At 71.2% G+C, this 18,712-nt stretch carries 13 protein-coding genes; 1 reads left to right on the top strand and 12 read right to left on the bottom strand.

Annotation, left to right across the window (positions count from 1 at the left end):
* Window positions 1-10 precede the first annotated feature (10 nt).
* From LX16_RS06935 to LX16_RS06915, 6 genes are all read right to left on the bottom strand, one after another.
* Entirely contained in the window at window positions 11-1,540 is a 1,530-nt protein-coding gene (locus LX16_RS06935; RefSeq protein WP_147134801.1) for an FAD-dependent monooxygenase, read from the bottom strand.
* 1 nt (window position 1,541) lies between these two features.
* The gene (locus LX16_RS06930; protein ID WP_147134798.1) at window positions 1,542-2,501 is read right to left on the bottom strand and encodes an MBL fold metallo-hydrolase; all 960 of its coding nucleotides are present in this window, start codon (window positions 2,499-2,501) and stop codon (window positions 1,542-1,544) included.
* A gap of 109 nt (window positions 2,502-2,610) precedes the next feature.
* On the bottom strand, window positions 2,611-2,751 hold the full coding sequence (locus tag LX16_RS26515) for a hypothetical protein (RefSeq protein ID WP_158645509.1): 141 nt from the start codon (window positions 2,749-2,751) through the stop codon (window positions 2,611-2,613).
* Between the two features lie 50 nt (window positions 2,752-2,801).
* The gene (locus LX16_RS06925) at window positions 2,802-3,683 is read right to left on the bottom strand and encodes a sulfite exporter TauE/SafE family protein (protein WP_147134795.1); all 882 of its coding nucleotides are present in this window, start codon (window positions 3,681-3,683) and stop codon (window positions 2,802-2,804) included.
* Between the two features lie 139 nt (window positions 3,684-3,822).
* Complete coding sequence (locus tag LX16_RS06920; protein ID WP_147134792.1) at window positions 3,823-4,272, bottom strand: RrF2 family transcriptional regulator; 450 nt, start codon at window positions 4,270-4,272, stop codon at window positions 3,823-3,825.
* Window positions 4,273-4,403: 131 nt separating this feature from the next.
* On the bottom strand, window positions 4,404-7,409 hold the full coding sequence (locus LX16_RS06915; RefSeq protein WP_147134789.1) for an AfsR/SARP family transcriptional regulator: 3,006 nt from the start codon (window positions 7,407-7,409) through the stop codon (window positions 4,404-4,406).
* Window positions 7,410-7,589: 180 nt separating this feature from the next.
* Between LX16_RS06915 and LX16_RS06910 the strand changes: the two genes are divergently transcribed.
* Window positions 7,590-8,762 carry a hypothetical protein gene (locus LX16_RS06910; RefSeq protein WP_147134786.1) on the top strand — a complete coding sequence of 391 codons (1,173 nt, stop codon included), beginning with the start codon at window positions 7,590-7,592 and terminating at the stop codon, window positions 8,760-8,762.
* A 67-nt stretch (window positions 8,763-8,829) separates the two neighbouring features.
* Here the strand turns inward: LX16_RS06910 and LX16_RS06905 are convergent, their stop codons facing one another.
* The 6 genes from LX16_RS06905 to gltB form a co-directional block, all read right to left on the bottom strand.
* Window positions 8,830-9,726 (bottom strand): acyl-CoA thioesterase, encoded by an 897-nt coding sequence (locus LX16_RS06905; protein ID WP_147134783.1) that lies wholly within the window; start codon window positions 9,724-9,726, stop codon window positions 8,830-8,832.
* The gene (pyk, locus tag LX16_RS06900; RefSeq protein WP_147134780.1) at window positions 9,726-11,147 is read right to left on the bottom strand and encodes a pyruvate kinase; all 1,422 of its coding nucleotides are present in this window, start codon (window positions 11,145-11,147) and stop codon (window positions 9,726-9,728) included. Before pyk ends, LX16_RS06905 begins: the two co-directional genes overlap by 1 nt.
* A gap of 85 nt (window positions 11,148-11,232) precedes the next feature.
* Window positions 11,233-11,649: a hypothetical protein gene (locus LX16_RS06895; RefSeq protein ID WP_147134777.1), complete on the bottom strand. Its 417-nt coding sequence runs from the start codon at window positions 11,647-11,649 to the stop codon at window positions 11,233-11,235.
* Between the two features lie 63 nt (window positions 11,650-11,712).
* Window positions 11,713-12,300 carry a GNAT family N-acetyltransferase gene (locus LX16_RS06890; protein ID WP_211354320.1) on the bottom strand — a complete coding sequence of 196 codons (588 nt, stop codon included), beginning with the start codon at window positions 12,298-12,300 and terminating at the stop codon, window positions 11,713-11,715.
* A gap of 38 nt (window positions 12,301-12,338) precedes the next feature.
* Window positions 12,339-13,832: a glutamate synthase subunit beta gene (locus LX16_RS06885; protein ID WP_147134772.1), complete on the bottom strand. Its 1,494-nt coding sequence runs from the start codon at window positions 13,830-13,832 to the stop codon at window positions 12,339-12,341.
* Entirely contained in the window at window positions 13,825-18,294 is a 4,470-nt protein-coding gene (gene gltB, locus LX16_RS06880) for a glutamate synthase large subunit (protein ID WP_147137147.1), read from the bottom strand. Before gltB ends, LX16_RS06885 begins: the two co-directional genes overlap by 8 nt.
* Between the last annotated feature and the right edge of the window lie 418 nt (window positions 18,295-18,712).

Raw genomic sequence — 18,712 nt, 5'->3', positions numbered from 1 at the left:
CCGGCGCGGGTCAGTCCGGATGAGCGAGCGCGGTCCTGACGGCTCGGGCGACGTCGGCGGGGCCGGCCGTGTCGATGGTGGCGGCGAGGTGGGCGTCGGGCCGGGTGAGCCATGCCTCGCCCGGCCGGATGCCGAGGTGGTCGGCGGCGTGGCCGGTGGGGTCCACGTCGCAGAGTGCGATGTGGGCGGTGGGTGCGTCGGTGGTGCGGTGGAACCAGGTGGTGTCGGCGTGGTCGCGGGTGATGAGGGTGAACCTTCCGCGGACTCTGGGCCGTAGGGAGGGTGTGCCCTCCGGCGGGTCGGGCAGGATGGCGCCGGGCGCGGTGGTGGCGGTCCCGCCCTTGGGCGGCCGGTCACCGGGCGGCCGGTGCGGTGCGGCGGTGTGAAGTGGCGACTCCGGGTACCAGTACGGTTCGGCGAAGCGGCCGGAGTCGATGTGCCGGGCGGCGTCGGGGTCGGTGTGGGCGGCCCGCAGCACCTGCTCGCGGTGGTGACGCTGCGCGTCGGTGTGCGGGGTGAGGAATCGCATCGTGGTGTCGACGACCTCCTGGTTCTCCCGCGCGGCGGCGTGCCGTTCCCGGTGGTAACTGTCGAGGATGTCCGGGTGGGCCCAGCCGTGTGCGTGGGCGGCGATCTTCCAGGCCAGGTTCTCCGCGTCCGGGATGCCGGAGTTGAGGCCGCGTGCCCCGAAGGGGGCGTAGAGGTGCGCGGCGTCGCCTGCCAGGAGCACTCGACCGGTGGCCATGCGGGTGGCCACGCGGGAGTGGAACCGGTAGGTGGTGCTCCACAGTATGCGGAACCGGTCGGTTCCGGTGGCGGCGCGCACGAGTCGCCGCAGGTCCGGTGGTGAGACGGTGCGGTGTCGCGGGTCGAGTTGCCAGTCGATCCGGTATGTGCCGCCGGGGCAGGGGTGGATGAGGGTCTGCCGGGCGGGGCTTCCGGGCGGGTCGAAGTGGAAGTGCCGTTCGTCGGGGTGGTCGAGGTCGGCGGCGACGTCGGTGATGAGGAACACGTCGTCGTAGCTGGTGCCGGGGAAGTCGATGCCGAGTCGTTCGCGGAGTGTTCTGCCGTGTGCGCCGGTGGCCAGGACGGCGTAGTCGCCGTGGTGGGTGCCGTGGGGTGTGGTGACGGTGACGGTGTGGCCGGTCTCGGCGACGTCGGTGACGGGGTGGTCCCAGTGGACGGTAATGCGGGGTTGAGCGGCGATGAGTCCGTCGAGGATCGTCTCGGTGCGGGACTGGGAGAGGTTGACGAAGGGGGGTGTGCCGGTGGTGGCGGGGAAGGTGGCGCTGTGGATCGGTCGGCCCCGGTGGTAGGTCTTGGCGGTGGTCCAGGTGAGCCCTTCGGTGGTGGCCGCGCGGGCTCCGATGTGGCTCCAGATGTCGAGGACGTCGCGTTGTTGGCAGATCGAGCGTGATCCGGTAGCCGTGCGGCCGGGGGCGGCGTCGAGGAGTGTCACGTCGAGGCCCCATCGGGCCAGCAGCAGGGCGCTGGTCTGTCCGACCGGGCCGGCGCCGATGACGATGACGGTCGCGGTCATGTCAGTCCTGGAGTCTTTCCCAGATCTGCCGGTCGCGTTCGGTGGTCCAGATGCGTGGGCGGGTGATGCCGTCGAGTTCGTCCCAGAGGCGGGAGACGTTGAAGGGCAGGCAGTGCTGGAAGATCGGCCACCGGCCGTACTCGGGGGCGAGTGCGTCGTGGACCGCCGCGTAGGCGGCTTCCAGGGTGCCGTCGGCGTCGTGGACGGCGCGGGTCCGCTCGATCATGGTGGTGAGGAATCGGCGGGTCTGGCCGATGGCGGCGTTCACGTCGGCGTGTCCGGTGACGGTGGCGCCGCGGCCGCCGACGAGCGTGTCGGCCTCGAAGGCGGCGATGCGGTCCAGTGTGGTGGTGGACCACGGGTGGTGGAAGGCGTCTCCGGTGTAGAGGGCGGCGCGGGATTCGACGAGGTCGCCGGCGAAGAGGATCCGTTGCCGGGGTATCCACGCGACGATGTCGCCCTCGGTGTGGCCGGGGCCGCAGTGGGCGAGGACGAGGTCGCCGCGGTCGCCGCCCAGGGGGATGGTGAGGCGGTCGGTGAACGTGACGGTCGGGTGGGTGAGGCCGGGGATCGTCTCGGGGTGGTCGAAGAGTCGTGGCATGCGGGCGTGTTCGGATTCCCAGTCCTGGCGGCCGCGTTCCCGGATGAGCGCGTGGGTGTTCTCGTGGGCGATGATCTCGGTGGCGTCGAACGCGGAGGCGCCGAGGGTTCGTACGGCGTGGTAGTGGGTCAGCACGAGGTGTCGGACGGGTTTGTCGGTGTGCCTGCGGAGTCGCCGCAGCCATTGACTGGCGGTGTGGGGTGTGGCGGTCGCCTCGATGCACACGAGGAAGTCCTCGCCTTCGACGGCGCCGACGTTGGGGTCGCCTTCCGCGGTGAGTGCCCAGACTCCGTCGCCGATGGTTTCGAGGGTCTGGGTCTTGGGTGTGAGGTCTCGACTGGAGGCGAACGGCCGGTTCATGTGGCTCCTCGACGGTGGTGGGGGCCGAGTGCGGTGGCTGGGAGTCTATCGCCGAACCGGTGGTGTGGGCGGGGTTCGGACCCGGCGGGTGCCGCCGGGTCCGGTGTGGTCAGTCGTCGTCGTTGTCTTCCTGCTGTTCGTTCTGCTGGTCTTCCTGGTTGTCGTCTCCGTCGTCGCCACCGCCGCAGGCGGTGAGGGTGACGGCGAGGAGGGCGGCGGCGGTGGCCGAGAGGATGCGTCGCTTGTTCATGTCGTCGACGGTATCGGCGTCGCCGGGGTGGTGCGGTGTTTTCGGGCTTTTCATGCCGCGGTGGCGGTCTGGAGTCGTTTCGCGGCGTGGTTGCGGAGGGTGAGGACGAGGGTCGTGGCCCAGGCGGCGGCGACGGCGGTGTAGGTGACGGCGTGGACCGTGGTGGCGGCGTCGAGTGCGTTGAGGACGGTCCGGGCGTTGGTGGCGATGATGACGCCGCCGACGGCGGTTCCGAGGATGTGGGTGGGGAGGCGGCGGACCAGCCAGGCGGCGAGGGGTGCGGCGACGGCGCCTCCGATGAGGAGGGCGGCCACGGCGGGCCACAGGATGCCGGAGTCGGTGAGTGCGATGAGGAATCCGATGCTCGCGGCGACGGAGACGGCGAATTCGGCGGCGCTGACCGAGCCGATGGTCTTGCGTGGGTGCAGTCTGCCGCCGGCGAGGAGCGTGGTGGTGGCGATGGGGCCCCAGCCGCCGCCTCCGGTGGCGTCCACGGCACCTCCGACGAGTCCGAGGGGGGCGAGGTGGCGGGTGCGTAGGGGGCGGCGGCCGGAGGTGGGGACGGCGCGGGGCCGGGCGAATCTGGTCAGCAGGTAGATGCCGAGGAGGATGAGGATGCCGGCGGTCCATGGTGCGGCGTTGGCGGCGGGGAGGTTGGCCAGAGCGGTGGCGCCGAGGAAGGCGCCGATCGCGCCGGGGACGGCGATGCGGAGGGTGACGCCCCAGTCGATGTTGCCGAAGCGCCAGTGTGAGATGCCGGATACGAGGGTGGTGCCGATCTCGGCGAGGTGGACGGTGGCGGATGCGGCGGCGGGGGCGAGTCCGGTGGCCAGGAGTAGGGATGTGGATATGACGCCGTAGCCCATGCCCAGCCCGCCGTCGATGAGTTGGGCGAGGAGTCCGGCTGCGGCGATGATGATGAGGGTGGGCATGGTGTGCTCCCTGAGGCGATTGAATTCCCATTAGCTTGACTAAAACAGTAGGATTTGTCAACTAAGTGGGCCGGTGTGTCTCGGATGCACACGGAGGACATGGAACGAGGACCCTCGTTCCGCCCGGTCTACCGGGACGTCAACGCCACGCCGCCGGGTCGGCGGCCAGCTCGGCGACGCTCTCGGGCAGGTCGGCGGCGGCGACGTCTCGCAGCGTGACCGACTCCAGGATCCGCCGCTCGCTCGCGCGCAGAGCGATCCAGACGTCCTGGAGGGTACGGGCCGCGCCGGAGTAGTCGACGTGCTCGGGTCGTTGCCCCCGCACGCCCACGAGTGGACCGTCCACGACCCGGATCACCTCGGCGAGCGAGATCTCCTCCGCGGCGCGCGCGAGGCGATGCCCACCGTCGGGGCCGCGCCTGGACTCCACGATCCCGCCGCGCCGCAGTTGCAGCAGGATCGACTCGCAGAACTTGGCGGGGATCTGCTGGGCGGTGGCCACGCGTTCGGCCGAGGTCCAGACGTCACCCGCCTCGGTGAGGGCGAGGCAGGCACGCAGGGCGTAGTCAACACGGGCGGACAGTCGCATGCGTCGATTGTCGCCCAGGCCCGCCGGGATCGACCCCGTGGAGGGGTGGGTTCGCGCCTGGAGAGGCGACCCGGCTGGTCGGCGTCGCGGTGACCGTCCCGCCGTCGGGAACGACCCCGGCGGGACGGCCGTCAACCGACCGACTGCGGCTCCCGGGCCGGCGGTTCGTGGGAGCGGGGCACGATTCCGAGTCGCAGTGCCAGACGGTCGGCGCGGGCACGGTGTTCGGCCGCCGCGTCGGACTCGCCCAGCGCCGTACACGCGTCCGCCAGGCCCCGGCACGCCCGCATGGTCTCGTACGGGTCATCGGCCTGTTCGGCGATGTGTAGTGCCTCGGCGTGGTGGTCGCGGGCGCGTTGCGGCCGCCCGGCGGCGGTGTACCCCTCCCCCGCGTTGTTGAGCAGTTCGGTGTGGAGGCCGGTGCCGCCGCTGTTGAGTCCCAGCAGGAGTGCGCGATGGTGTTCCTCCACCGCCTCCTGGTGTCGTCCCTGGGCGGTGCGCAGGCAGCCGATGATGCTGCGGTTGAACGCCTCGGCGATACGGTCGTCGGTCGACACCGCGACCCGCAGCGACGACTGCAACGACTCCTCGGCGGCGTCCAGTTCACCCAGACGCACCTGGACCCGGCCCAGGTGGGTGGTGATCGGGTCTCGGTTGCCCTGTTCGCCGTGTTCGGCCAGCAGCCGCAGGGCGGCCGTGATGTGCTCCTTGGCCAGCAGGTGGTCGCCGCGGACGGCGGCGGCGTGCCCCATGTCGTCCAGGGCGTCGGCCGCGATGTGCCACACCTCCAGCGCGACGGCGGCGTGGTGTGCCTCCTGCGCGTTCCGGTAGGCGGAGTCGTTGTCGCCGAGCTGGAGCTGGACCTGTCCCATGGCGAGGCGGCCCAGGGCGGCGCCCAACCCGTGTCCGATGCGTTCGGCGATGGCGACGGACTCGGTGAGCCGTTCCGCGGCGGCGGTCCGCTCTCCGGCGTCGGACTCCGCGTGCGCGGCCAACCGCAGGAACTCCACGAGCCGCCCATCGTCTCCCAACCGGGTGGCGGCCAGGACGCCGTCGGTCAACAGGCCCCGCATGCGTTCGACGCGTTGCCTGAAGAACAGGTGACGCCACAGGCCGGACACCAGGTCGGCGACCTGGCACCAGGCCTGGTCGGCGACCGCGTGTCGCGCGATCGCCAACAGGGTGTCCAGCCGCTGGTCGACCCAGTCGAGTGCTGCCTGCCGGTCGGCCAGCTCCGGTGTGGGGACCTCCGACGGGGGTGACAGCCGTATGTGCGGTGGTACCCCGAAGACCAGTTCCCGGGCCGCCAGGGCGGCGTCCACGTACCAGTTGTACGCGGGGGTGCGGTCGCCCGGTCCGTCGAGTTCACGGTGCCGGGCGGCGGCGTACTCCCGCAGGAGGTCGTGCATCCCCCACTGGGTCTTGTCGACGCGGTGGACCAGGTGCGCCGAGGCCAGCGTCCTCAGCCGGGTCAGCGTGTCGGCGACGGTCGTCCCGGTCACGGCCGCGAGTGGTTCGGGTTCGGCGGGGCTGACGGGGAAGCCGCCCATGGCGCGGAACAGCCTCGCCGCGGCCTCCGGGAGTGCCTGCATCGAGCGGTCGAAACTGGCGCGCAGTCCCAGTGCCGGGTCGTCGTCGGCGGTCAGGGCGGCCAGCCGTTCGGGTCCGGTCAACAGGTCGGTCAGTTCCTCGGCGGTCAGATCGGGGTCGAGCCGGCCGGCCGCCAGTCGCAACGCCAGGGGGAGGCCGCCGCACAGCAACGCCAACCGGGAGTGGTAGGGGCGGGTGTCGGGTTCGGTGAGGAGCCGGTCCAGCAACGCGACGGCGTCGGCGTGGGAGAGGGCGTCGAGGGTGAGGCTACGCAGGTCGTGACCCGCGGCGATCCCGGTCAGTCGCGTGCGGCTGGTGGCGACGACGAGGCTGCTGTCGCCGCCGGGCAACAGCGGGCGCAACTGGGCGGAGTCGGCGACGTTGTCGCAGACGATGAGCACGCGGCGTCCCGCCAGCAGCGAGCGGTACAGTGCGGCCTTGTCGGCGGGGCGTTCCGGGATGTCGGCGATCGCGACCCCGAGCGACCTCAGCAGCATCTCCAGGGCGTCCTCGGCGCGCACCGGTTCGGTGATCGACCGGCCCTGCAGGTCGATGAAGAGCTGCCCGTCGGGGAACCGGTCGATGACCCTGTGCGCCCAGGCGAGCGCCAGCGCGGTCTTTCCGGTGCCGCCGGCCCCGACTATCGCGATGACCGGGAGTGTCCCGTCGGGGGCGATGAGGTCGTCGAGCCGGGTCAGTTCCGCGTGACGGCCGGTGAAGGCGTGGGGCGCGGCCGGCAGTTGCCGGGGCGTGCGGGCGGAGCGCGACGCGGCGACGGGTTCGGTGGCCGCCTCGGGACGCAACTGGGGGTCGTCCTGGAGGATCCGCCGGTGGAGCTCGGTGAGGGCGCGACCCGGTTCGCTGCCGTGTTCGTCGCGCAGCGCGGCCCTGATCGACCGGTACGCGGCCAACGCCTCGGTGGTACGTCCACTTCGGTGCAGGGCGAGCATGTGGTGCGCGGTGAGGGTCTCGTGGACCGGTTCGCGGGCGACCCATTCGGCGAGTTCGGGCAGGATGCGCTGGTGGTTCCCGGCGGCGAGCTCGGCGGCGAACAGTTCGCTCCAGATTCCGACGTGTTCGCGCTCCAGGCTGGTGCGGGCCAGTTCCGCCCAACGACCGCGCACTCCCGTCAACGGGGTTCCGCGCCACAGGGAGGCGGCGGCACGGCGGCTGGCGGCGGCGGCGTGGGGCTCCTCCTGCCTGGCGCGGCCGGTCAGTTCCCGCATCAGATGGAGGTCGATGTGTTCGGGCCGGGCCCACAGGGTGTACGAGGAGGCGCGGCAGGTGATGCTGAGGTCGCAGTCTTTCAGCAGTCCCCGCAACCGGGCGACGTAGCCCGCGAGGGTCTTACGGGCGGTGTCGGGCGGGTTGTCGCCCCACAGCCGGTCCATTAAAGCGTCGGCGGTGACGGCACGGTGGGGTTGCATGGCGAGCACGGCCAACACGCAGGCTTGTTTGGGGGTTCCGGCACTGACGTGGCCCCGTTGTCCATACAGGACGACTTCGCCGAGTAGGCCGATGCGGACGCCCTCCGAAGGCTTTGTCACGTCACCACCCTAATGCGCCGCCTCCGGGCTGTCATCTCCGATCCGGGCCGATGTGGTCGGTCGTCCCGGTTCCTGCTGCAACCTTTGTGCAACCGGCGAATCGTAACGTGACGTGGTCGCGGCGGCGACGACAGCGGTCGCCGCGGCTTACTGCGTCGTTTCGCGGAGGGACTGGAAGTTATGCGCACCATCGATGAGGTGACCGGGCCGGAGACGGCGTCGGCGGTGTCACCGTTCGCCGATCTGTCGCAGGCGCCGCGGGCCAGGGCCGCCCGCGCCGGGGTGTTCAGGTCCGCGCCGGTGCCGGTGGTCTACGACCGGCCGCGCGCGGTCGCCGAACCCGCCGTGTACCGGTCGGTCCGCGCCATCGTGGCGGCGGCCAGGCCCCGCACCGCCGTGGACCGGTCGCCGCTGGCGGTGTTCCGGGCGCCACGGGCGACGGTGGTGCCAACCGCGCCCGGTGGAGCGATCAGGTTGACCCGGCCGTCGACGTGGCCGATCGCGGCACCCATCGCGGCGTTCTTCACCGACCTGTCGGACCGCTGGAGCGAGGCCACCGAGCGGCTGGCGCGCATTCCGGCGGCGCTTCGCAGCCGGGCCGCGCAGTTGAAACTGGTGGTGCAGCGGGTGAAGGTGACGGTGGCCGCGCTGTCGGTGGTGGTGCTGGCCGCGGTCGGCGTCGGTGGTGTGGTGACGTCCACGGCTACCGACCTCCCCGCCGAGACCACGATCGTCGTCACCGAGGACGGCGCGATCGACCCGTGGACGGGCGGCGGCACGACCGTGGAACCGGAGTCGCCCACCGACGCCGACTCACCGGGCGAATCCACCGGCGACGAGGCCGCGGAGTCCGATGAGGACGCGCCCGCCGGCGGGGACACGCCGGCGGCCGGCTCCGACGCCCCGTCCGGGGGCGACGACACGGGCACCTCGACAACGCCCGCGCAGTCGTGGACGCCCGAGCCGGAGACCTCGCAACCGTCGCCGCAGCCCAGTGAACCCGTGTACGAGCCGCAGCCGGAGTACTACCCCACCGAGCCGCAGTACGAGTCGGAGCCCCCGGTCGACTCGGGGCCGTACACCGAGTACCAGACCTACGACGACTCGCCGTACACGTACTCGGAACCGGCGCCGCAGGACGAGTACGACCACGTCGTCCTGTACGACGACACCGGTTCCGCCGGCACCGGCCTGGTGTCGGTCGACCCGATGGCCGAGGGCTACGTGGACGACTCACCCGGCATGGTCGACGGTTCGCTCCCCTCGGACGGGTACACCGACACCGCACCGGGCATGGTGGACGGTTCGATGCCCGCGGGCGACACGTCCGGAGGGCTGGTGGAAGGCCACTGATCACCGCGCGGTCTCGGGGGCGTCGGCTTCGGCCGGCGCCCCCGAGGCGTCGTGGCGACTGAGAGCTCTAAGGCACGCCCGGCGGGACCTGCGGGGTGCGGCGCAGCAGTCCCTCCTGGACGGCCGAGGCGATGTGGACGCCGTCGGCGGTGAAGAACTGGCCGGTGGCGAGTCCCCGGCCCCGCGCCGCCGACGGCGACTCGGAGTCGTAGAGGAACCATTCGTCGGCGCGGAACGGGCGATGGAACCACAACGCGTGGTCGAGGCTGGTGCCCAGATAGCCGCCCGGTCCCCACACCTGGCCGTGTTGGTTGAGGACGGTGTCCAGCAGGGTCAGGTCACTGGCGTAGGTCAGGACGCACACGTGCAGCAGCGGATCGTCGGGCAGGTCACCGGCGGCGCGCATCCACACCCGCTGTTGCGACGAGGGAGGCCGTTCACCGGAGGCCGCGAACCCGGACTCCCCGATGTAGCGCACGTCGATGGGTCGCGCCGTCCTCGACCAGATGCCGAGCCGATCCGGGTGGGCCGCCAGCCGTTCGGGAAGGGTCGGGACCTCCTCGGGCGGCGGCACGTCACTCGGCGCCGGGGCGTTGTGCTCCAGACCCTCCTCGCCTATGTGGAACGAGGCCGACATGAAGAAGATCTGCTGTCCGCCCTGGAACGCCTGGGTGCGCCGCACCGAGAACGATCGGCCGTCACGGATGCGTTCCACCTGGTAGACGATGGGTTTGGTCGAGTCACCGGGACGCACGAAGTACCCGTGTAGCGAATGGACGGACCTGTCGGGGTCCACCGTGCGGCCGGCGGCGACCAGCGCCTGCCCGGCGACCTGTCCCCCGAACACGCGCTGCGGCGACACCCGTGGACCGACACCCCGGAACAGGTTGACGTCGATCTGCTCCAGGTCGAGGACCCGGAGGAGTTCGTCGACCGCCGCCTGTCCGGTGAGGATGTCCTCCACTACCGGTCCACCGATCCGACCCGGTGGACTCGCAGGGTGTTGGTGGAGCCGGGGGTGCCCGGCGGGGAACCGGCGACGATGACGACCAGGTCACCTGCCTCGGCGGCACCGAGCCGGATCATCGCCTCGTCCACCTGCTGGAACATCTCGTCGGTGTGGTGAACGAACGGCACCAGGTGCGCGTCGACGCCCCACGACAGCGCCAACTGGCCGCGGGTCTTCTCCTCCGGGGTGAACGCCAGCAGCGGCAGCGGACAGTGCAGCCGCGACAACCGCCGCACGGTGTCGCCGGTCTGGCTGAACGCCACCAGCGCCTTGGCGTCGACGGCGCTCGCGACCCGGGAGGCCGCCGCGGTGATCGCGCCACCCTGGGTCTTGGGGTCGTGCGCCAGGCGCGGTGGCGTGAAGTGGCCGCCTTCGGTGGTGGCGACGATGCGGGCCATGGTCCTGACCGTACCGACGGGGTACTTGCCGACGCTGGTCTCGCCCGACAGCATCACCGCGTCGGCGCCGTCGAGCACGGCGTTGGCGACGTCGGAGGTCTCGGCGCGGGTGGGGCGGGCGTTGTTGATCATCGAGTCGAGCATCTGGGTGGCCACGATGACCGGCTTGGCGTTCTCCCGGCACAGTTGCACGCAGCGCTTCTGCACCAACGGCACCTGCTCCAGCGGAAGCTCCACACCCAGGTCGCCGCGGGCGACCATGATGCCGTCGAAGGCGAGCACGATCGACTCGAGGCGGTCGACGGCCTCGGGTTTCTCGATCTTGGCGAGCACCGGCCGCCGGGCGTCCAGCTCGGCCATGATGGCGTGGACGGGCTTGATGTCCTCGGGGGTGCGCACGAACGACAACGCGACCAGGTCGACGCCGAGCGACAGCGCGAACCGCAGGTCCTCGGTGTCCTTCTCGGACAGGGCGGGGACGCTGATGGCCACGTTGGGCAGTGACAGGCCCTTGTGGTCGGAGACCGGGCCGCCCTCCACCACCAGGCAACGGATGTCGTCGCCTTCGACGTCCAGCACCTCCAGGGAGAGCTTCCCGTCGTCGACGAGGAGCCGGTCTCCGGTGTTGACCTCGGCCGGAAGTTTCGTGTAGGTGACCCCGACACGGTCGGCCATGCCGACGACGTCCTCGTCGCCGGTGATGGTGATGTGGTCGCCGGTACGCCATTCGGCGCTGCCGTTCTGGAACTTGCCGAGCCGGATCTTCGGTCCCTGCAGGTCGGCGAGGATGCCGATGGCCCGGCCGGTCTCCTCGGCCGCGGCGCGTACCAGGTGGTACACCGCCTCGTGGTCCGCGTGGCTGCCGTGACTGAAGTTCAGCCGGGCGACGTCCATGCCGGCTTCGGCCAGACCCCGGATGCGTTCCCGGGTGGCGGTGGCGGGTCCTATGGTGCAAACGATCTTGGCTCGACGGGTCACGTGTTCGAGCCTAGTCCCCGACGATTTCGGCTGGTCACACGGGCGGGGAGGTTAACGACCGCTAAAAATCCGGTGTATTCACCGTTCACTGTAGGCGGCCCATGAAGGAGTCCCGCAGGACGGCGGCCTGCCACTGGTTCTTCCGGTCCCGGCGGGCGTGCCACACGTCGGGGGTGGCCGCTTCCAGGAACCTGCGGTACTCGTCCCGGTTCTGGAAGTAGCCGTAGAGGTACCCGGCCAGCGCGAACGGCAGGGCTACCGGCACCACCACCAGCGCCGACTCCAGTCCGTCGAAGCAGCCCACCAGGATGGTCCCCAGGCTGGAGAACATCGCGGTGTAGTAGAGGCGGAATCCCCACAGGGACCGCCGGAACGGCATCTCGCGGCGTACCCGGTCGAGGGTCTCCCGGGCCTCCCTCAGGTCCCGTTCGCCGGCCTGCCGGTGCCCGTCACGGGGGCCGCCGGGCTCTGGGGATTCGGGTTCACCGGGTTGTTGCGACACCCGGCAACCGTAGCGCCTCGACGGAGCCGGCGACCCGGCCGGTCACGGTGAGCCGTACCGCCCTCAGCCACCCCGGGCGGCCTCCCACTCGGACGCCAGCACCGACATGATGATCTGGTCGTGGAACCGGCCGTCGTGGTGGACGGCCTGGCGGCGACGGCCCTCCATGACGAAACCGCACTTCGCGTACGCCCGCACCGCCCGGGTGTTGAACTCCCAGACGGTCAGTTCGATCCGGTTCAGGCCCATCTCCCGGAACCCGTACCGCAGCATCACCCTGACCGCGTCCGGGCCCAGTCCCTCGCCGACCCGGTCCGGCGCGACGACGACGGCCAGCGTCGCCGCCCGCTCGGGCAGCTCCGCCCCGTAGAGGGTGACGTGCCCGACGAGGACGCCGTCGGCGTCGGTCACACTGAAACCGACCGAGCCGGGGGTGGTGTTGGCGCTCCAGCGCGTGAACAGCTCACGGGCGCGACCGACGGGGGCCGGCCGCACCATCACCTGTTGCAGCACCATCCACGCCGGATCCTCCCACCACCGCTCGAACACGTCGAGGTCGTCGGCGTGCAACGGTCGTAGTCTCACCCGTTCGCCGGTGAGCAGGCCGCCGCCGTATGCCGCCGCGTCCTCGACGCGGGTCAGTTTCACCATGTCCGTCATCCTCACACGGCGGGGCCGTCCGCAGCCGGTCATGTGCGCAGCGGCACCTCGTCGGAGGTCACCGGGGAGGCGAGGTCGTCCTCACCGCCGAGCCGACGGTGGATCGCGGCCGCCGCGGCACGCCCCTCGGCGATCGCCCAGACGATGAGCGAGGCGCCGCGGTGGGCGTCACCGGCGACGAAGACGCCGTCGGCGTCGGTCTGCCAGTCCGGTCCACAGTCGAGCACCCCGGCGCGGCGCTGAAGGCCGGCCTGTTCCAGAAGCGGCTGTCGTTCGGTCCCGGCGAAGCCGATGGCGAGCAGCACGAGGTCGGCGGGAATCTCCCGGGCGGTACCGGGCACCTCGTTCACGACACGGCGGCCACCCGACTTGTCGACGGTCACCTCGGCGATGCGCATCGCCTTGACCCGACCGGCGTCGTCACCGACGAACTCGGCGGCGGCCACCGCGAACACGCGTTCACCGCCCTCCTCGTGGGCGGGGTAGTCGCGCAGCAGGGTGGGCCACACCGGCCACGGGTCCCGGGCCTCGTCGCGCAGGCGCGGCGGCTCCGGGTAGAGGTCGAGCTGGGTGACGGACGCGGCGCCCTGCCGGTGCGCGACACCGAGGCAGTCTGCGGCGGTGTCGCCACCGCCGATGATCACGACGTGTTTACCGGCGGCGTCGATGGTGGGGAACGGTGCCCGCCCGGCGACGACCCGGTTGGAGTCGACGAGGTGGGACATCGCCAGGTGGACTCCCCCGAGCGACCTGCCGGGTGTGTCGGTGTCGCGTGCCTCCAACGCGCCCACCGCCAGCAACACGGCGTCGTGGCGGCGGCGCAGGTGGGTCATGGACACGTCGACGCCGATCTCGCAGTCGGTGACGAACTGGACCCCCTCGTCCCGCAACTGGTCGAGCCGGCGGTCGATGTGGTGCTTCTCCAGTTTGAAGTCGGGGATGCCGTACCTGAGCAGGCCGCCGGGGGCGTCGTCGCGCTCGTACACGGTGACGGCGTGCCCGGCGCGCGCCAACTGCTGGGCGGCGGCCAGGCCCGCCGGCCCGGAACCGACGACGGCGACGCTGCGGCCGGTGGCCGGCGGCGGTGCCACCGGGGCGACGGTCCCGTCGGCGAACGCCCGGTCGATGATCTCCACCTCGATCTGTTTGATCGTGACGGCGCCGACGTCGTCTCCGTAGCCGGGCGCGCCGGTGCCGATGCCCAGGACGCAGGACGCCTCACAGGGGGCGGGGCACAGTCGGCCGGTGAACTCGGGGAAGTTGTTGGTGGCGTGCAACTGGCGCAACGCCTCCTCCCACCGCCCGGTACGGACCAGGTCGTTCCACTCGGGGATCTTGTTCCCCAGTGGACATCCCTCGTGGCAGAACGGGATACCGCAGTCCATGCAACGTGACGCCTGGTCGCGCAGCGCGCCCTCCTCGCCGGCCTCGTAGACCTCACGCCAGTCCATCAGCCGCAGCGGCACCGGCCGGCGCGGCGGCAACCCGCGGCGATGCCGGAGGAATCCGGTCGAGTCAGGCATTGTCGGCCTCCTTGCGTTCGGCTTCCCGGTGTTCCAGCTCGGCGAGGACACGCTTGTACTCGCCGGGGATCACCTTGGTGAATCCACCCGCGGACCGGGGCCAGTCGGCCAGCAGGCGTGCGGCGACGACGGAACCGGTCTCTCGGTGGTGCGCGGTCAGGAGCTTGTGCACGACGGCGATGTCGCTGGCACCCATCGGGTCGAGGTCGACCATCTCGGTGTTGACCTTGACCGGGTCGAGCCGGTGCACGTAGGCCACACCACCCGACATCCCGGCGGCGAAGTTGCGGCCGGTGGAGCCCAGGACGACCACGGTGCCGCCGGTCATGTACTCGCAGCCGTGGTCGCCGACGCCCTCGACGACGGCGACGGCACCGGAGTTGCGCACCCCGAACCGTTCGCCCGTCTGGCCCCGGCAGTACAGTTCGCCGGACGTCGCCCCGTACAGGACGGTGTTCCCGGCGATGATGTTGTCCTCGGCGGCGAAGCGTGCCGAGCTGTCGGGCCGGACCACGAGCCTGCCACCGGACAGGCCCTTGCCGACGTAGTCGTTGGCGTCGCCGTGCAGCCTGATGGTGACACCGGCGGGCAGGAACGCCCCGAGCGACTGCCCGGCGGTACCGCGCAGGTTCACGGTGACGGTGTCGTCGGGCAGGCCCTCCGGGTGCGCCCGGGTGACGTCGGCGCCCAGCAGCGTGCCCAGGGACCGGTCGGTGTTGGCGACGGCGTAGTCGAGGCTGACGGGTGCCCCGGCGCGGACGGCCTCGGCGGCGTCACGGCGGAGCCGGTACCCGAGGGTGGACTCGATGCCGTGCTGCTGGTCGCGGGTGCGGCGGCGGGCCGCGCCGGAAGGTATCCCCGCCAGTGACAGCAGCGGCGACAGGTCGAGGCGGCCGGCCTTGCCGGGTGCCGGCGTGTCGCGTTCGGTGAGCACCTCGACGCGACCGATCGCCTCGTCGAGGCTGCGGAAACCGAGTTCGGCGAGCAGTTCCCTCACCTCCTCGGCGATGTACCGGAAGAAGTTCTCCACGAACTCCGGCCTGCCGGTGAACCGCCGGCGCAGCTCGGGGTTCTGTGTGGCGACGCCGACCGGGCAGGTGTCGAGGTGGCACACCCGCATCATGACGCAACCGGACACGATCAGCGGGGCGGTGGCGAACCCGAACTCCTCGGCACCCAGCAGCGCCGCCACGACGACGTCCCGCCCGGTCTTCATCGCGCCGTCGACCTGCACCGTGACCCGGTCACGCAGGCCGTTGCGCAGCAGTGTCTGCTGCGCCTCGGCCAGGCCGATCTCCCACGGTGCCCCGGCGTGTTTGATCGAGTTGGCCGGCGCCGCGCCGGTGCCGCCGTCGTGCCCGGAGATGAGGATGACGTCGGCGTGGGCCTTGGCGACGCCCGCCGCGACGGTGCCCACCCCGACCTCGGAGACGAGCTTGACGTGGATCCGGGCGGTGTCGTTGGCGTGTTTGAGGTCGTGGATGAGCTGCGCCAGGTCCTCGATCGAGTAGATGTCGTGGTGCGGCGGCGGCGAGATCAGGCCGACCCCGGGCGTGGCGTGCCGGGTCCGGGCGATCCACGGGTACACCTTGTTGCCGGGCAGTTGCCCGCCTTCACCGGGTTTGGCGCCCTGCGCCATCTTGATCTGGATGTCGTCGGCGCTGACGAGGTAACGGCTGGTGACGCCGAACCGGCCGGAGGCGACCTGTTTGACGGCGCTGCGCCGCAACGGGTCGTCGAGCCGGTCCAGGTCCTCACCGCCCTCGCCGCTGTTCGACTTCCCGCCCAGGCGGTTCATCGCCACGGCCAGGGTCTCGTGGGACTCGGCCGACAGCGCCCCGTAGGACATCGCGCCGGTGGAGAACCGCGTGAGGATCGACTCGACGGGCTCGACCTCCTCCAGCGGCAGGGGCCTGCGGTCGCTGTGGAACTCCAGGAGTCCGCGCAGTGCCCCGGCGTCGGCGGTGAGCGCGTCGACGGTCCGGGTGTACTTCTTGAACACGTCGTACTGGCCGCTGCGGGTCGCGTGCTGCAGAAGGAACACCGTCTCGGGGTTGAACAGGTGGACCTCGCCCTCGCGGCGCCACTGGTAGTCGCCTCCGACGTCGAGCAGGCGTGGCTCGGTCGTGGGCCGCCGGTACGCGGAGCGATGACGACGGGCGACCTCGTCGGCGATCTCGGCCAGCCCCGCACCGCCGATACGGGAGTCGGTGCCGGTGAAGTACCGGCGCACGAACCGCTCGTTGAGGCCGACCGCCTCGAAGACCTGGGCACCGCAGTAGGACGAGACCGTCGAGATGCCCATCTTCGACATGATCTTCAGGATGCCCTTGCACAGGGCGTTGACGTAGTTGCGGACCGCCACACGCGGGTCCAGCGAGATCGCGCCGTCCCACACCATGTGTTCGATCGACTCGAACGCCAGGTACGGGTTGATGGCGGCGGCGCCGTATCCCAGCAGCACCGCGGCGTGGTGAACGGTGCGGCATTCGCCGGTCTCGACGACGAGCGCGATCTGGGTGCGGGTCTGCTCCCGGATGAGGTGCTGGTGCACGGCCGCGGTCAACAACAGCGCGGGAATCGGCGCCAGGTCGGCGGTGGAGTCGCGGTCGGACAGCACCAGGATGCGGACACCGTCCTCGATCGCCTCGGAGACGTGCCGGCAGATCTCGACCAGCCTCGACTTGATCCCGTCGGCGCCGTGACGGGCCTTGTACAGGCCCGACACCCGAACGGCCTTGAACCCCGGCATGTCGCCGTCGGCGTCGATGGACAGGATCTTGGCGAGTTCGTCGTTGTCGAGCACCGGGTAGGGCAGCTCGATCTGCCGACACGACGCCGCCGACGCCTCCAGCAGGTTGTGCTCCGGTCCGATGGTCAACCCCAGCGAGGTGACCAACTCCTCCCGGATGGCGTCCAGCGGCGGGTTCGTGACCTGCGCGAAGAGCTGCGTGAAGTAGTCGTACAGCAGCTTCGGGCGTTTCGACATGCCCGCGATGGGGGTGTCGCTGCCCATCGACACCACGGGTTCGGCGCCGGTGGTGGCCATCGGCGCCAGCAGCAGCCGCAACTCCTCCTCGGTGTAGCCGAAGGTCAGTTGCCGCCGCCGCACCGACTCGTGGGTGTACACGATGTGGTCGCGGTCGGGCAGCGAGTCCAGGTGCACCAGCCCCGCGTGGGTCCAGTCGCCGTAGGGGTGTTCGGCGGCGAGTTCGTCCTTGATCTCGTCGTCGCCGACGATCCGCCGCGCGTCGGTATCGACCAGGAACATCCGGCCGGGCTTCAGGCGGCCCTTCTGCGCGACGTCGGCGGGGTCGATGTCGACGACGCCGGCCTCGCTGGCGAGGATGACGAGGTCGTCGTGGGTGCGCCACCACCGGGCGGGGCGCAGGCCGTTGCGGTCCAGGACCGCGCCGATGCGGGTGCCGTCGGTGAAGGCGACGCAGGCCGGCCCGTCCCAGGGTTCCATCATGCTGGCGTGGAAGCGGTAGAACTCGCGCCGCTTGGGATCCATGGTCGGGTTGGACTCCCACGCCTCGGGAATCATCATGAGCATGGCGTGCGGGAGGCTGCGGCCACCGAGGTGGAGCAGTTCCACGACCTCGTCGAAGTTCATGGAGTCGCTGGCGCCGGGCGTGCAGACGGGGTACAGCCGCTTGATGCGGCCGGGCAGCGCCGCGGTGGCGAGTTGGGCCTGCCTGGCGGTCATCCAGTTGCGGTTGCCCCGGATCGTGTTGATCTCACCGTTGTGGGCGACCATCCGGTACGGGTGCGCGAGCGGCCAGGAGGGGAACGTGTTGGTGGAGAACCGGCTGTGCACCAGCGCGAGGGCGGAGGTCACCCGGGGATCGGTGAGGTCGGTGTAGAAGCGTCCGACCTGTTCGGGGGTGAGCATCCCCTTGTACACCATGGTGCGGGACGACAGGGTGATCAGGGCTGCGGCGACGTCGCGTTCCCTCAGTTCCCGTTCGGCCTGTTTACGGACGGCGAACGCCAGCCGGTCCAGCTCCAACCCCGACTGGCCGGACTCTCCGGTGAGGAAGACCTGGAGGATCCGGGGCATGGCGGCGCGGGCGGTGGCACCGAGGCAGGTGGGGTCGGCCGGGACGTCCCGCCAACCGGGCACGGTGGCGCCCTCGGCCAGGGCGTACTTCTCGACGGTGCGGCGGACCGTCTCCTCGGCGCCGTGGGGGGCGAAGACCAGTCCGGTCGCGTAGTGCCCGGCCGCCGGCAGCGGGAAGTCGACGACGTCCCTCAGGAACGCGTCGGGGATCTGGATCATGATGCCGGCACCGTCTCCGGTGTCGGGGTCGGCGCCTCGGGCTCCCCGGTGGTCCATGCGCACCAGTGCCGCCAGCCCGTCGGCGATGATCCGGTGGCTGCGACGACCGGGCACGTCCACGAGGAAGGCGACGCCGCACGCGTCGTGCTCGTGGGCGGGGTCGTAGAGGCCGCCGGGCATGGCCGCCGCCGGGGCGGTGCTGGACGTGTCCGTCTCGTGACGGCGGTGCGCGGGTAGGGAGAGACGCACGCTCGGGCCTCCATTCGTCGTCGGATGTGATCCGCCGGTGACGTGGGCGTCTTGCACCGGGGTCGTGTTTCGGAACAGGGACGACGTCGGCCCGTAGTCGTGTCAGTGTATTCGACGTGATGGCGGCCTTCCAGTCCCGTCCCGTGATCTGGTAGCGGGCCGGTCGCGGACGGAGGGGACCGCGGCCGCCCGAACCGGCCGAACGGCGCGGAAGCGACCGGCTCCGGCGAAACGGGGCGATCGGGCGCGCGAGGGCCGGTAAGGGGCGGCGCGCGCAACGGTGCGGAAGTCGCCGGTGACCGGGTGTGACCAGGCGGGACGCGGCGAAAAATTGTGGCACCCGGCCGCT

It is taken from the genome of Stackebrandtia albiflava (genome assembly GCF_007994225.1).
In the GTDB taxonomy this organism is placed as follows: Bacteria; Actinomycetota; Actinomycetes; order Mycobacteriales; family Micromonosporaceae; genus Stackebrandtia; species Stackebrandtia albiflava.
Note: the sequence above shows the minus strand (reverse complement) of the source record. Positions and strands in the feature narration are given on the sequence as shown.